At 54.2% G+C, this 13657-nt stretch carries 15 protein-coding genes; 8 read left to right on the top strand and 7 right to left on the bottom strand.

Features of this window, described 5'->3' with window-relative positions; all coding sequences use genetic code 11:
• The first annotated feature begins 203 nt into the window (after positions 1–203).
• From ACAW74_RS27155 to ACAW74_RS27145, 3 genes are read left to right on the top strand one after another with little or no spacing between them, the layout of a single operon-like run.
• Positions 204–1298 (top strand): HNH endonuclease domain-containing protein, encoded by a 1095-nt coding sequence (locus tag ACAW74_RS27155; protein ID WP_370701411.1) that lies wholly within the window; start codon positions 204–206, stop codon positions 1296–1298.
• Between the two features lie 4 nt (positions 1299–1302).
• Positions 1303–1851, top strand: a complete 549-nt coding sequence (locus ACAW74_RS27150; protein WP_370701410.1) for an RNA 2'-phosphotransferase — start codon at positions 1303–1305, stop codon at positions 1849–1851.
• The gene (locus tag ACAW74_RS27145; RefSeq protein ID WP_370701409.1) at positions 1844–2713 is read left to right on the top strand and encodes an HIT family protein; all 870 of its coding nucleotides are present in this window, start codon (positions 1844–1846) and stop codon (positions 2711–2713) included. Before ACAW74_RS27150 ends, ACAW74_RS27145 begins: the two co-directional genes overlap by 8 nt.
• Before the next feature lie 73 nt (positions 2714–2786).
• Here the strand turns inward: ACAW74_RS27145 and ACAW74_RS27140 are convergent, their stop codons facing one another.
• Together ACAW74_RS27140 and ACAW74_RS27135 are read right to left on the bottom strand one after the other, a co-directional pair.
• Positions 2787–3122 carry a XisI protein gene (locus tag ACAW74_RS27140; protein ID WP_370701408.1) on the bottom strand — a complete coding sequence of 112 codons (336 nt, stop codon included), beginning with the start codon at positions 3120–3122 and terminating at the stop codon, positions 2787–2789.
• Positions 3110–3523, bottom strand: coding sequence for an element excision factor XisH family protein (locus tag ACAW74_RS27135; RefSeq protein ID WP_370701407.1), 414 nt, complete (start codon positions 3521–3523; stop codon positions 3110–3112). Before ACAW74_RS27135 ends, ACAW74_RS27140 begins: the two co-directional genes overlap by 13 nt.
• Positions 3524–3549: 26 nt before the next feature.
• On the opposite strand from ACAW74_RS27135, the gene ACAW74_RS27130 reads away from it, so the two are divergent.
• The 3 genes from ACAW74_RS27130 to ACAW74_RS27120 are packed head-to-tail and all read left to right on the top strand — an operon-like array spanning position 3550 to position 6916.
• The gene (locus ACAW74_RS27130) at positions 3550–3810 is read left to right on the top strand and encodes an HIT domain-containing protein (protein ID WP_370701406.1); all 261 of its coding nucleotides are present in this window, start codon (positions 3550–3552) and stop codon (positions 3808–3810) included.
• A 23-nt stretch (positions 3811–3833) separates the two neighbouring features.
• Positions 3834–5198 carry an AGE family epimerase/isomerase gene (locus ACAW74_RS27125; protein ID WP_370701405.1) on the top strand — a complete coding sequence of 455 codons (1365 nt, stop codon included), beginning with the start codon at positions 3834–3836 and terminating at the stop codon, positions 5196–5198.
• A 44-nt stretch (positions 5199–5242) separates the two neighbouring features.
• Positions 5243–6916, top strand: coding sequence for a hypothetical protein (locus ACAW74_RS27120; protein WP_370701404.1), 1674 nt, complete (start codon positions 5243–5245; stop codon positions 6914–6916).
• Between the two features lie 137 nt (positions 6917–7053).
• Here the strand turns inward: ACAW74_RS27120 and ACAW74_RS27115 are convergent, their stop codons facing one another.
• From ACAW74_RS27115 to bshA, 3 genes are all read right to left on the bottom strand, one after another.
• Positions 7054–7683, bottom strand: a complete 630-nt coding sequence (locus tag ACAW74_RS27115; RefSeq protein WP_370701403.1) for a sterol desaturase family protein — start codon at positions 7681–7683, stop codon at positions 7054–7056.
• A gap of 140 nt (positions 7684–7823) precedes the next feature.
• Positions 7824–9173, bottom strand: a complete 1350-nt coding sequence (locus tag ACAW74_RS27110; protein ID WP_370701402.1) for an NAD(P)/FAD-dependent oxidoreductase — start codon at positions 9171–9173, stop codon at positions 7824–7826.
• A 62-nt stretch (positions 9174–9235) separates the two neighbouring features.
• The gene (bshA, locus tag ACAW74_RS27105; protein ID WP_370701401.1) at positions 9236–10378 is read right to left on the bottom strand and encodes an N-acetyl-alpha-D-glucosaminyl L-malate synthase BshA; all 1143 of its coding nucleotides are present in this window, start codon (positions 10376–10378) and stop codon (positions 9236–9238) included.
• 291 nt (positions 10379–10669) lie between these two features.
• On the opposite strand from bshA, the gene ACAW74_RS27100 reads away from it, so the two are divergent.
• Both ACAW74_RS27100 and ACAW74_RS27095 read left to right on the top strand, forming a co-directional pair.
• Positions 10670–11437 (top strand): type III pantothenate kinase, encoded by a 768-nt coding sequence (locus ACAW74_RS27100; protein ID WP_370701400.1) that lies wholly within the window; start codon positions 10670–10672, stop codon positions 11435–11437.
• A 332-nt stretch (positions 11438–11769) separates the two neighbouring features.
• Positions 11770–12435, top strand: coding sequence for a hypothetical protein (locus tag ACAW74_RS27095; protein ID WP_370701399.1), 666 nt, complete (start codon positions 11770–11772; stop codon positions 12433–12435).
• On the opposite strand, the gene ACAW74_RS27090 is transcribed toward ACAW74_RS27095, so the two are convergent.
• A complete protein-coding gene (locus ACAW74_RS27090; RefSeq protein ID WP_370701479.1) occupies positions 12429–12620 on the bottom strand; it encodes a type II toxin-antitoxin system antitoxin in 192 nt (63 codons plus the stop codon). The genes ACAW74_RS27095 and ACAW74_RS27090 overlap by 7 nt on opposite strands.
• 105 nt (positions 12621–12725) lie before the next feature.
• Entirely contained in the window at positions 12726–13595 is an 870-nt protein-coding gene (locus tag ACAW74_RS27085) for an SPFH domain-containing protein (RefSeq protein WP_370701398.1), read from the bottom strand.
• Positions 13596–13657 lie beyond the last annotated feature (62 nt).

Raw genomic sequence — 13657 nt, 5'->3', positions numbered from 1 at the left:
ATGACCACTGTTACCCCCCAAGCTAACAGGCATCAGGTGGTCGGCCCGTGCGCTTGTTTCTCCTGAGCAGGCGTAGCAACAGTAACGAACAAAACGATATGCTTTTAGAAAATCAGGTTACTAATGGTAATATTGCCGTATTACCCTAACCATCCTCAGTGGCACGAAAAACGAAGCTTGCGCCTGCCGCTTTCATATAAGTTATGGAACTTCCAATCACCGACGACGTAGACGTACCTAGCCTATCGAAGGTCTTCAACGACACCACCAATTCGTACAAATTCTACTGGTTCCTGGCGCTGCTAGATGCTTTACAACGAACCGGCAATTCGCGTATATCCATGCAGGAACTATCGGTACAGATGGTGGCGAAAGTCTGGTATCCGTTGGCGTATTACAACCTTTCATTCGGTACACAGGACCAGTTTAAAGCTATTGCTCACGTCATTTCGAGCCATATTACGGTTAATACCAAATCTGGCGCCCCCGATCTGGTCAGTCAACTACGTACCCAATTAACCGACAACGAGTTAGCGGCCATCTATGAACGCGTCAGGCAGTTGCTACGCTGGGTACCTTACCGATTTATTCGGCCTTTTTTCGATGTCGAGACAAGGGGGCTTCCCGACCATCAGGTCAACAAGGCTGTCGTTGATCTGGCCAATACCCGTGCGAAAGCCCCGTATCGTTTTGACGGTGAAGCCATCGTTATCAACGACTCATGGGTACGTTACTTCGGTCAGCATCAGCACATACTGCGTGGGTTTATCAACTGGCATTTGGTTCGTTTTCTGCAAAAGAATAACCCAAATGTGGCGGCTATCTCCGAGAAGCTCGAACGCCCTACTGACCGGAATTTTAAAATTGCCAACCCGTTCTGGAAGACGTACCTGCACCATCATCCTGATCTGACGTGCCTTTACTCCGGCCAGTCCATTACAACCGCCAACCTTAGCCTCGACCATTTTCTACCGTTTTCGTTTGTGGCACATGATCAACTCTGGAATTTAATCCCAACAACAAAAGCGGTTAACTCAGCCAAAAATGACTGGCTTCCGCACGAACGGTATTTCGACAAATACGCTCAATTACAGTTCGATGCGTTTCAGTTTCACGCTGAGGCTAGACCGGCTAAAATGCTTGACGATTACTCGGTCCTTTTCCGCGAAAGCATAGCCACTATTCAGAATAACCCGTTCGACTGGTTCCGGGAGCGTCTGAGCCAGGCTGTTTTGCCTCAGCTACAAACCGCCCAAAACATGGGCTTTTCGTACCCATTTTATTACAAACCCACCTGATTCGATGCTTTTCGACAAAGAGACAACCCGCTTGAGCAAGTTGCTAAGTCTTGCCTTACGCCATCAGCCCGAAGCGCTCGGCATAACCCTCGATGAAAATGGCTGGACAGACGTACCTGTGTTGCTGATACAACTACACCGGCAAGGCTATGCTATCGACCTCGATCAACTCAGGTACGTGGTCGAGACAAACAACAAGAAACGATTCGCTCTTAGTCCTGACGAAACCCGCATCAGAGCCAATCAAGGACATTCTGTGGATGTCGATCTTGGCTATACCCAAAAACAACCGCCGCAATTTTTGTATCACGGCACAGCCACGCGGTTTCTGGAAGCCATTCTGACAGATGGATTGAAAAAGATGAACCGCCACCATGTCCATCTGAGTGTCGATAAACAGACTGCTATCAATGTAGGAAGCCGACATGGCAAGCCGGTTGTGCTGGTAGTCAGGGCAGGCGATATGGTTGCCGCCGGGCATATTTTCTACCAGTCGGAAAATGGGGTGTGGCTAACGGACTATGTACCTGCCATGTATCTCTCGCATGACTAATCCCCAAAACTCCAATAGTCACCTCACCGCCAAGCAGCGTGATGCGCCTTCACTGCCAATCCGTATGCTTCACGAACGTGGGTTGTTGCAGGGGCGTATCCTCGACTATGGCTGCGGCTACGGGCAGGATGTGCGGTTTCTACAAGCGCGGGGCTACGATGCACATGGCTTTGACCCGTACTACGTACCTGATATGCCCCAGAGTACATTCGACACGATCATCTGCTTCTATGTGTTGAACGTGCTGTTCCCTGATGAGCAAGTCGATGTACTCATGAACGTGTCGCGGCTACTGAAACCTACCGGGCGAGCCTATTTCGCCGTCCGTCGCGATATAACCCGCGACGGGTTCCGAACTCATCAGCTACACGGCAAACCCGTTTACCAGTGCAACGTCAGACTGCCATTCACGTCAATTTACCGGAACGAGAATACGGAGTTTTACGAGTACCAGCATCTCAACCAATCACGCATTAGCGCGACAAGCTCCACCCACGAAGCAACAAGTTGCCCATTTTGTGCGCCTAAACCAACGCTCAAACTTATTACCGAAACGGCTCTCAGCTACGCCGTGCTGGATGGCTACCCCGTCAGTAAAGGCCACGCGCTGGTAATGCCCAAGAAGCACGTTGCCAGCTTTTTCGACCTGCCGTTAGCTGAGCAAAACGAATGTTGGCAAGTTGTTAATAAGGTGCAGGAGTGGTTGCAGGTACGTTATGTCCCGGACGGCTTCACGGTCGGCTTAAATATTGGTGCGGCGGCGGGTCAGAAGTTCGCTCACGCCAGCATCCATATAATTCCGCGTTACAAAGGGGACGTACCTAACCCGAGTGGCGGGGTGCGCACTATTTTGAAACGGTAATGAATGTACCTGACCAAGTATTGAAGGCTCGTTTGCGGGCGAGTCGGTCGATCGGGTTACGGCAGGCGGTTGATTAGGCTACGGCAAACTCGGTGAATTGCCGGATAAAAGGGGAGCGGTATCCCAACACAATATGCTCCTTGGGTACGTTAGCATCCAACAGGGCGTCTACAATCCCATCTTCGGTCGCGTCGCGTTGAATCCAGAGTTTTCCGTCGATAATATCAACGTGAATGACGTTGGTATATGAGCGTTCATCCTTGTTCCAGCCTACCTCGATGAGCAAATACCGATGCTGAACCGTATCGAAAACGGTCTCATAATGCTGAACGCCAGCCTGTTCGGCAAACTGCTTGTGGGTAGTGATAACCTGCTGCACAACGTCAGCGTATTGACTTATCCGATCCATCTTACCAATGTTTGATCAACGGGGTTATAAACAACCAATCGAATGCGCATTTCTTCGCTCAGGATACCGACTACCTGATCGTTCGTAAGTTCAGCATACACTTCTTTGGGTAAAGCAAGGTACAAAACCCGATCAGCCTCATGCCTTGCCAACGCTGAGGTGTACATCACATACTGGTCAATAGCCTTTTCCAAATCAGCCATTGCCGACCTGCCGGTAAAGCTCTTTACCTCGACGGCAATACGCTGATTTAACTTCTCAGCCGTTATCAGCTTTTCAGCGGCTAAATCGACATACAATTTACGATTTCCGAAAGGCAGCGTTAGTGGGTCGTCGGTTATCGTCCAGCCGTCTTTGATAAGCGCAGTTTTAACGGCTTCATGAAATAGATCCTTCGCCATACTTACCAAAAGTATGCAATGTTTGTTTGGCTAAAAAACACGTTGCCCACTTCTTCAACCTGCCGCTATCAGAGCAAATCGACTGCTGGCAGGTCGTGAATGAAGTGCAGCGACTGCTTCAGGTACGTTACCAACCCGATGGCTTTACCGTGGGGCTAAACATCGGCGCGGCTGCCGGGCAAAAATTCGCACACGCGAGCATCCATGTCATTCCCAGGTACGTTGGCGATGTACCTAATCCCAGCGGCGGCGTGCGGAATGTGGTCAGGCGGTCAAGGGGATTGTAATAACAGGCCCCTTGTCAATCACTATGCACCAAATCCGCTTGCCTATTGGCATTGCTTGGCTTCTCGAACGATCTTTGGTGTTTGCCCCTGCGGTTGGTCCGGTGGGGGCTTTATCTGATCTGCCTTTGCTCGATTTCCATAAAATAGCAACCCAATGTCAGCACGCGCTGGTGGAGCAGTTGGTGCCTTTTTGGCTTCAATATGCCTGTGACAGTCCGTGTGGGGGCTATTTCGATTACCTCACGCCCACCGGTACGCCGCTCGACGCTGATAAAAGCACGGCCCGGCAAGCCGAGCAGGTGTGGGCCTTTGCATACCTCTATACGGCCATCGATGCTCAGTCCGACTGGCTCGATCATGCGCTGCACGGGGCCGATTTTCTGGCGCAGTATGCCCACACGCCCCGCATGGCCTGCTATACACGCCTCAGCCGGACGGGGCAGCCCGTTGCGCCGCAGCAGGGCCCGCTGCTGAACGATCCCGTCACGAGTGGCCGCGTAGCCTCGGCCTATGCGCTCGTGCACCTGGCTACCGCCGACGACCAATGGGCGATGCTGGCGAAGCAGACGCTTCAGGTGGCGCTACGCCAATACCAGACCGACCGTGAAGCCGCCACCATGGCGCCGGCCGACGAACCACAGCCGTTGCGCTACCTTGCTCAGCCGGTAGCGCTGCTCCGCGCTCTGCTCGACGCCCGGCCCCTGTTCGACGCCGCCGACTGGAAAGAAGCGACCGAACCGTTGCTCGACGAAATTCTGAACGAGTTTCTCGACAAACGCCACGATCTGCTGCGCGACCGCGTGGGAGTAGGTGGCGCGTTCAGCAATACGCCCGATGGGCGGCGCGTCGGCACGGGTCTGACGATGGAAACGGCGGGGCTGCTGATCGACGTGAGCGCGTTACTGAGTAATCGTAAACTGACCCTACAGGCTACCAACTGGGGGTTGCGGCTCTGCCAGTGGGCCTGGCCCGAGGCCGTTCCGGGGCGGGGCGAACCGTTGGCCGAAAGCAACGTACCTGGCCTGCCCCGCTATCTCGACTGGAAAGGCCAGCCACTAACGGCCCCTAACGCCACGAACCGCGTGGCGGGCGATCATGTGCTGGCGCTGTCAGCACTGGCCAATGGCTACTGGCACACGCGGCACCCCGAAGCGCCCCGCTGGCTGCGGCGTGTTGCCGACTACACCTTCCAGCATTTCCCCGATGGCAACGGCCCTGCCTGGCACCTGGCGCTCTCGGCTCAACAGCAGCCTGTAACCCTGCTGAAAACCACCGCCGATGAGGGCTGTTACGCGCTGGTGCGCGGGCTAGCCGACACCTGGCAGCACCTCGATCAGTGTGCGCGTTTGCAGCCGATCAGCGCACAACGGTTAACATCCAATGTATAACCCTGGTTTGTAACTTGGTCGGCCTTATACCTACCCTGCCTTTTATGCGTCTACTTCGTTATTTGTTCTTCCTGTTACCCTTCACCAGCTTCGCCCAGACTGACTCGGTTATTGTATCGGGGCAGATCAAACACTTGTCGGCCCGGCTCTACCGGCAGTCGCCCAACGTGGTCATTGCCCGCACAAACATGGTCAGGGGTGGGTCCGAGCAAGCGTTTCTGGCACCGCTTCAGCCCGATGGCCGGTTTCGGGTGGCCGTGCCCGTCATTTATCCGCTCGAAGAAATGACGCTGCAACTGGGCGGTGGCGACCGGTCGGCGACAGTGGCGTTTCTGGCTACGGCGGGTTCGCTCACGGTCGACGCCGATAATGACTCCCTGTTTGTGGCAACCGTACCGTTTCGGTTTGGAGGCGTCAACGCGCAGGTAAATCGGCAGCACGCACAGTATGAAGCGGTGGTCAACGCCCGGCAAAAAGCCAACAAAGGCGAACGCGACCGGGCTATCCGGCGGGCCATGAGCGCGACCAGCCTGGCCCAGACTTATCAGCAGTTGGTCGCCATTTTCCTGACGCCCTTCGAGCCATTTGCGACGCAACGTGAGGTGTTTCCGCTCGTGCGCGACTGGATACGTACCAATGCCCAATACGACGCTGCCGCGTTTGTGTACGATCAGGCCATCAACGCCGGGCAAACGGTGCCTTCGGATCTGTATAAAACCATGATGGCGGCCTCGAACACCATCCTGACGCCCGCCCGCGCCAATGCGTTCAATCGGTTGGGCGCTTATGCCGCCGGCCGTATAAGTCAGGAGGGCAGCAACCGGGCGGTTCGTATTCAGCTCCTGGCGTCGCTGCTGAGCAAGTATGGCCGGAACCTGACCGCCGATGATCAGGAGCGGCTAGCCACTATGCGCGAAACAGGAGCCGCCAAGACGGCCGAGGTACGTTACCTGTCCCGACTGATGGAGCGCAACCCGGATACACTCAACCGGCTGCTGTTGTTTGAGCAATCGATACAATCGGCGCGCCCCAAATTCGACAGCGCCACCGTCGATTACCTCAAGGCGTATCTGCTCACATCGGCCATTCCGCAGGCTACGTTGCAACTCGTACATTTCCTGGGCGATTACATCCGGCCTCAGATCGGCGATCCGCTGGTACGGCAGTCTTTCCGCGAAGTGATAAGTCAGGCGCTGGCCGATACGGCGCAGGTACGTTTGGCACGCACCCAGTACCGGGCCATCGAGAAACGTACCGGCGTTAATTATGGCCCCGTAACCGATGGCATCTATGTAACCACAGGTACGTTTCGGGGGGGCGATGAACTGTTCAAAAACGCCATCGACCGCAATCGGGGGAAGGCCATCTACGTGGTTATGTGGTCGCCTTTGCAGGAAAACGGACGACAACTGGCCCGCGACGCCCAACGGTTGCTCGAAGCGTTTGACAGCCGTGATCTGGCGATACTGTACCTCGCCATGGGCGACATCGACGAAGACGTCTGGCTGGAGTCGATCGTGCGCAATCGCCTGCGTGGCGACCATCTACGCCTCAGCGACACCCAGAGCAACGCGCTTGTCGGCACGCTTACGCTTTACGACGAGAACCCCGTTCGCCTGATTACACCGCAGGGGAGAGTATACAAGCGAGCAGCCCTATTGCCCACGCCCGACGATTTTCCCAAGCTGATCGATCAGATCAACGATGTGTTGAAATAGCCCAGCATACGGCGCTTTGCTGACATGGCGAGCGGGATGACAGCTATACGTGGATAAGCCGGCCTGACAAAAATCAGCTGGTGGCAATAAAAAAGGGAGGCCGATATCGACCCCCCTTTTTTTTGTGTAAAACCCGTTTACTTCTGGAATGAACCAAAGACATAATCCCAGATGGGCGTCGAAACGCCGTAGTTGCTCTCAGGATTTTTGTAGTGGTGTACGCTGTGGTTGATCCAGAGCTGCTTGAAGAAGTTCTTCGGCGGTGCGTAGGCGTGTACGATAAAGTGCACGGCCAGATAACCCGAATAACCCACCAGAAAACCAGGGAAGAAGGCGTAAGCCGCTTCGCCGATCAACACGAAAAACAGGGCGAAAAAGGCACCAGCCACAAAGATGGCCAACGCCGGTGGCATGGCCAGCCGGGTTTTGTCTTTGGGGTATTCGTGGTGAACACCATGAAACGTATACTGAATTTTGGCACGACGCGGGGTCGTTGGTTCCAGGTGATACAGATACCGGTGCAATACGTACTCAAAGATGGTGAACACAAATAGTCCCATCCCAAACAGGGCCACAATGTAGCCTGTACTCATATCGGTATACGTAAACGCATACCAACCTAAAAAAACAGACAGAACCAGCCACATACCGATGGGCACCAGAATGTGGGTTCTTGACAAAGCCTCCAAGATCGGATTGTCAAAAAGCTGCTTTGTTCCGTTGTTTTTGGGCCTTGAGTGTGCTTTTTTATAATCGTCAACTTGCATAGTTTTTAGACGTTGGGTTGTATTAAACGCGACTCAAACTTTCGGACGGTGCGCGCCGGAGTAGCAGCGACGCACGCGATCACATGACAAAAATAACGCAAAAGGGGTTTCTATATCGAAAGAAAAGTCAACCAAATTGACTAAACCGTCTTTACAGCGGCCACTTCCACCGAATCGTTTAATCGTTCCTTGGGAACGTCCAACGGCGCTTTCGGTAGCTTGGGCTTGATAATTAACCGCAATGATTGGTTATAAGTTAGATAATTCCACATCCAATTGATGAAAATCAGCAATCTGTTTTTCACACCCAAGATGGCCATCAGGTGCACAAACAACCAGGTTAGCCAAGCCAGAAATCCCTGAAACTTGATAAACGACAGATCGACAACGGCCAAACCGCGACCAATAGTAGCCATCGAACCCAGATCGTCGTACGTAAATTCGACCATCTGCCCGCCCCGCACCAGCCGCGTCAGGTTTTTGGCCAGTAGCTTGCCCTGCTGAATAGCCGGTTGGGCTACCTGCGGATGCCCATTGGGCCATGTTTCGCCTTCGGTCATCGTGGCCAGATCGCCAATAGCAAAGATGTCGGTGAAGCCCTGCACCTGATTGTAGCGGTTCACGATGAGGCGCCCGCCGCGCCCCACGGCTTCTGCGGGGATGCCTTTGGGCGTATTGGCTTTCACGCCCGCCGCCCAGATCAGGTTGTTGGTGCGCAGGCTCGTGCCGTCGTTCATATAGACAAACTTGCCGTCGAAATCCTTCACGCGCGTGTTCAGCCGTACATCCACGCCCAACTCCCGCAGATAAGCGAGCGAATGCTCCTGCGATTGTTTCGACATTGGCCCCAGCAGTTCGCCGCCCGACTCGATCAGGTGGATGTCCATGCCTTTGAAATCAAGTTCGGGGTAATCGCGGGGCAGTACGGTCTTGCGCATTTCGGCCAGGGTACCGCACAGTTCAACGCCGGTTGGCCCACCACCCACCACCACTACATCCATCAGGCCGTCCAGCTCTTCAGTTGTTTCGACGCTCAGCGCTTCTTCGAAATTCTGTAAAAATCGGTTGCGAAGGGCGATTGCTTCCTGCACCGATTTCATGGGCAGGGCGCGGTCTATGATGTTCTGCTGACCGAAAAAATTGGTGTCGGCCCCCATCGCCAGCACCAGAAAATCGTAGGGAATCGGACCGATGTCGGTGTCGACGATCTTCTCTTCGGCCCGAATGTTGGTCATGCACGTAACCCGGATGTGCACGTTGGGGTTGTTGCCCAGCGCTGCCCGCAATGGAAACAAAATCGAACTCGCCTCAAGGCCCGCCGTCGCTACTTGGTAATACAGCGGTTGAAACTCATGGTAATTGTGCTTGTTGATCAAAACGACCTGAAACTCCGGCCGATTGGCTAGACCACGGGCCAGGTTGATCCCGCCAAAACCAGCGCCGATGATAACGACGCGTTTCCGATCCGTGTTGGGTATGTTTGGATTCATAGAGTTTACACGATCATGAACAATGTACCATTACCAGATAAGGTGTAGACAATCTACGGCATTCATTGTTCATTTAATACGGCCGATTCCTGCAAGACCTGTTCGTAATAGGCTTCGTATTTGGGCAGGATGTTCGACAACTCAAATTCCTTGGCCCGCGCCAGCGCATTGGCCTTGAAGGTAGGCAGGTTAGCATCGTCGAGCACAAACAGGGCGTTTTTTACCATGTCAGGTACGTCGCCAACGTTGCTCAGGAAGCCCGAAACACCCTGCACGTTCAGCTCGGGCAGGCCACCGGCGTTGGATGAGATCACGGGCACCTCGCAAGCCATCGCTTCGAGCGCTGCCAGCCCGAAACTTTCGTTTTCCGACGGCATCAGAAACAGATCGGCTACCGACAGCACCTCTTCCACGGCGTCGAGCTTACCCAGAAAACGCACATCGTCCATGATGCCCAGCTCGCGGCAAAGGCCCTGGATACGTACCCGCTCGGGACCATCGCCCACCAGCAACAGTTTGACCGGCATCTGCTCGCGCAGGTGGTAAAACGTCATCACAGCATCGTCGATGCGTTTCACCCGCCGGAAGTTGGACGTGTGCACGACCAGCTTTTCGCCGTTGGGGCAGATGGCCAGCTTGAAATGCTCTTTCTGCTGCCGCTGAAACCGGGACAGGTCGATAAAGTTCGGAATCACCTCGATGGGTCGCCGAATCTCGAAGTGCGCGAAGGTTTCCTGCTTCAGGTTTTCCGATACCGCCGTAACGCCGTCCGACTCGTTGATGCTGAACGTAACCACGGGTTCATACGAGGCGTCTTTCCCCACCAGCGTAACGTCGGTACCGTGCAGCGTTGTCACGACGGGCGTGGTACGACCGCGCGATTTCAGCACCATCTTGGCCATGTAGGCGGCCGAGGCGTGCGGAATGGCGTAGTGGACGTGGAGTAGATCGACGTTTTCGTTGAGCACCACGTTGACCATCGCGCTCGTCAGGGCCGACTCGTAGGGGGCATACTGAAACAGCGGATACGACGGAATGTTGACTTCGTGGTAGAAAACGTTTTCGTTGAAAAAATCGAGGCGGGGCGGCTGCTGATAGGTAATGAAGTGCACCTGATGGCCATTTTTGGCTAGTGCTTTGCCCAACTCAGTGGCGACCACGCCACTACCGCCAAAGGTGGGATAACAAACGATACCGATTTTCATTCGTGCGGGCCGCGTTTGGGGCGGTCTATGCCACAACACCTAAACCCGCCTAAAAGGTTGTGCGTTATGGGGCATTCGTCCAGGAAGTAGCCTTTTCAGGACCTGTAAGTGGCATTAAGCGCGTTTGGCTACCCGATTTCTGCACAACCAGGCCATAGCTAACAGTGTAAGCTCGACAACGAAAATTTATGCGCCCCCTTTGGTGCCGAACGTACCCAACCAATGCAGAACTTGCAACCTGATTGATCGGCGTTGGTAGACCTTGCGCCTTCACCTTTATCGCTACCTATTTTGACACTTACTATCGACATCGGCAACTCCGACGTAGTGTTTGGTATTCACAGCAATAACGTCTGGCGGCACATCTGGCGAACGCCCAGCCATCCGGCCCAACCCATCAGCTTTTATCGGACTATTTTGCAGGTATGGCTTCAGGAAGCCAAAATCCCGATTGATCAGGTTCAGAATCCCACCATCAGCAGCGTAGTCCCCGCCCTGACGTCGACGCTGTGCGAGGCGATGGAAGAACTACTGGCTAAAGAACCGGTGGTGGTGGGTCCGCCTATCTATAATAAACTGCCCGTCAAGGTGCTACGGCCGCAGGAGATCGGCTCCGATCTGGTCGCCAACGCCGTTGCGTCACACATGCGGTACCGGCAAACCTGCGTGGTGGTCGATTTTGGCACCGCGCTGACGTTTACAACCGTCAAAGCCGATGGCACCATCGCGGGTATCGCCATTGCCCCCGGCCTGCGTACGGCCATCAAATCATTATTTGCGAATACGGCGCAGTTGCCCGAAGTACCCATTGAAGAACCCAAATCAGTGCTGGGCCAAAACACGATGCAGTCGATTCAGGCGGGTATCGTAATCGGATATGAAGGCCTGGTATTGGGTATGATCGGCCACATCCGGCGGGAGTTGGACAGCGACTGCATCGTGGTGGCCACAGGTGGCCTGTCGAGGGCTATTCCGAGTCTGCATCCCCATTTTATCGACGTTATCCCGTCCCTAACGCTCGACGGCATCCGATTGATCGGCGAATACGCCCGCAGCTAACTCTGGCTCTTCTCACTTGGTGGCTTTCCTGTCCACAGTTTTACGCTGTCTGCGCGTGAAGCTGTGGATTTTTTTACCCTTTTTGTGGTCAGCAACGAGCTGACAACGAAGAGTTTACAGAAAAGCTTCCTGTCCAATCGGTTAAAAATGGGGCCGTGTAATCGGATCAGGGAAAGAATGATAGTACAATTCTAAGCGCACATAGAACGAAGCTACGTTTGTATGGCGAAGCATCAATCTCTGGCATAGAATTCTTACCGGTTGTTGAAACCAGATGAAACAGCGTTGGCCGGGTGGCTGCCGGCTGTGTACAAGTCATCTACTCAACGCTCATGAAAACGTTTATATGGATTAGTCTCATTGCGGCCGGTATGTGCCTCGATGCGCGCGCCGGAGAACCCGGCTGGAACAACGGCCACGTCATTTTGTCGAATGGTCAGGTAATCAAAGGCCAGCTCAGTTATAACTGGAAAGCCGAGGTGCTTCAGGTACGTGCCGACGATGGCACAACGAAGGCATATTCGGCCTACAAGGTCGACTCTTTCGCGTATTTCGATGTTTCCCAGAATATGCTGCGCAAGTTCGATGCGATCGAGATCCCTACGGCGTCGGAATTGACACGGCCTGTTTTTCTGGAAGAATGCACCATTGGCCACTATACCGTTTACCGTCGGCTGCGCCATACCAAGGAGTTGATCAAAATTACCCGGCCGTCGTTGTATCAGGAAGATATTGACCTGATAAAGGACCTCGACAACTTTGTGTATTTCGTGGTCGACACCAACGGCGACATATCTGATCTGCAAGCCTTTGAGCTATCCATCTGGCCACAGATGCTGAGTGAGTACCGCCCACAACTGACCGAATACATCACGCTCCGGCAGCTCGATCCTTCTCTGACAATGGCGCGACTCATGCTGATCAATCATTACAACTATCTGCGTGAATACAACCCATCGCAGGCCAATAAGCCCGCTACCAGCTTGGGGGCCTATTGACCTGCTGCCGATTCAGTCGGTGGCTGATCGTTTCCTTTTTTGCCACGCCGCTGTTTTTTCAGGGCTTCGTTGAGCAGGTATTCGATCTGTCCGTTCACACTTCTGAACTCATCCTGCGCCCATCGTTCCAGTTCGGCCAGCATCTCCGGGTTTAGTCGCAACAAAAATCCTTTCTTTTCTGCCATAAAGGAGGGCATAGGGTGTGGGGCTCGGGGCAGGGCGTGTGTTTGTTAGTCGGTATGCTATCCGAACAAACACACGCCCTGCCCCGAGCCCCACACCCCACGCTTTTAATAGAGTGAGCCGGCATTGACGACCGGGCTGACATTTTTCTCACCGCACAGCACGACAAGCAGGTTACTGACCATCGCGGCTTTACGCTCTTCGTCGAGCGTGACTACGTTGTTTTCGGCCAGGCGGGCCAAGGCCATTTCCACCATACCGACGGCGCCATCCACGATCTGTTTACGGGCCGCCACTACGGCCGATGCCTGCTGCCGTTGCAACATCGCCCCCGCAATTTCGGGCGCGTAGGCCAGGTGGCTGATCCGGGCTTCGATGATCGTCACACCGGCCCGTTCCAGGCGTTCGTTCAACTCGGTTTCGAGTACCTCGTTGATCCGGCCCGTGTTGTCGCGCAGGGTTACGTCGGCGTCTTCGTCTTCCGAATTGTCGTAGGCGTGGGAGTTGGCCAAATGCCGCACGGCAGCTTCCGACTGAATTTGCACGAAGAGCGTGTAGTCGTCGACCGAAAACAGCGCTTTGGCCGTGTCGGCTACCTGCCATACTACCACCGCCGCAATGTCGATGGGGTTACCCATCTTGTCGTTGACTTTCAGCGTTTGGCCGTTCAGGTTGCGGGCGCGCAGGCTGATTTTCTTTTTCGAGTAGAACGGATTCACCCATCGTAGCCCGTTTTGCTTCATGGTGCCGGTGTAATCACCGAAGAAGGTCGTCACTACGGCTTCGTTGGGGTTGATAACCGACAGACCCGTGAGTGTTATGAGGCCAGCAATAAACAGGAGGCCACCAAAGATACCCATCCCGGCACTGGACGTAGCCACGCCGGCTATAACCAGAATGGGGCCGGCAATGAAAGCCAATAAGCCAAGCAGCAGGGCTAAATAGCCAGAAATAGAAGTCAGATTTTTCTCGTTCATGGTTCAGAAATTGTTATCATTTTGATAGCACAATACTAGCTATTATAACCAAACAGCCCGCT

It is taken from the genome of Fibrella musci (assembly GCF_041321105.1).
Taxonomy (GTDB): Bacteria; Bacteroidota; Bacteroidia; order Cytophagales; family Spirosomataceae; genus Fibrella; species Fibrella musci.
Note: the sequence above shows the minus strand (reverse complement) of the source record. Positions and strands in the feature narration are given on the sequence as shown.

Bases quoted from the DNA above. Each gene is read 5' to 3' on its own strand.
- ACAW74_RS27155 (WP_370701411.1), top strand. From the start codon at position 204: ATGGAACTTCCAATCACCGACGACGTAGACGTACCTAGCCTATCGAAG.
- ACAW74_RS27150 (WP_370701410.1), top strand. From the start codon at position 1,303: ATGCTTTTCGACAAAGAGACAACCCGCTTGAGCAAGTTGCTAAGTCTT.
- ACAW74_RS27145 (WP_370701409.1), top strand. From the start codon at position 1,844: ATGACTAATCCCCAAAACTCCAATAGTCACCTCACCGCCAAGCAGCGT.
- ACAW74_RS27140 (WP_370701408.1), bottom strand. From the start codon at position 3,122: ATGGATCGGATAAGTCAATACGCTGACGTTGTGCAGCAGGTTATCACT.
- ACAW74_RS27135 (WP_370701407.1), bottom strand. From the start codon at position 3,523: ATGGCGAAGGATCTATTTCATGAAGCCGTTAAAACTGCGCTTATCAAA.
- ACAW74_RS27125 (WP_370701405.1), top strand. From the start codon at position 3,834: ATGCACCAAATCCGCTTGCCTATTGGCATTGCTTGGCTTCTCGAACGA.
- ACAW74_RS27120 (WP_370701404.1), top strand. From the start codon at position 5,243: ATGCGTCTACTTCGTTATTTGTTCTTCCTGTTACCCTTCACCAGCTTC.
- ACAW74_RS27115 (WP_370701403.1), bottom strand. From the start codon at position 7,683: ATGCAAGTTGACGATTATAAAAAAGCACACTCAAGGCCCAAAAACAAC.
- ACAW74_RS27110 (WP_370701402.1), bottom strand. From the start codon at position 9,173: ATGAATCCAAACATACCCAACACGGATCGGAAACGCGTCGTTATCATC.
- bshA (WP_370701401.1), bottom strand. From the start codon at position 10,378: ATGAAAATCGGTATCGTTTGTTATCCCACCTTTGGCGGTAGTGGCGTG.
- ACAW74_RS27095 (WP_370701399.1), top strand. From the start codon at position 11,770: ATGAAAACGTTTATATGGATTAGTCTCATTGCGGCCGGTATGTGCCTC.
- ACAW74_RS27090 (WP_370701479.1), bottom strand. From the start codon at position 12,620: ATGGCAGAAAAGAAAGGATTTTTGTTGCGACTAAACCCGGAGATGCTG.
- ACAW74_RS27085 (WP_370701398.1), bottom strand. From the start codon at position 13,595: ATGAACGAGAAAAATCTGACTTCTATTTCTGGCTATTTAGCCCTGCTG.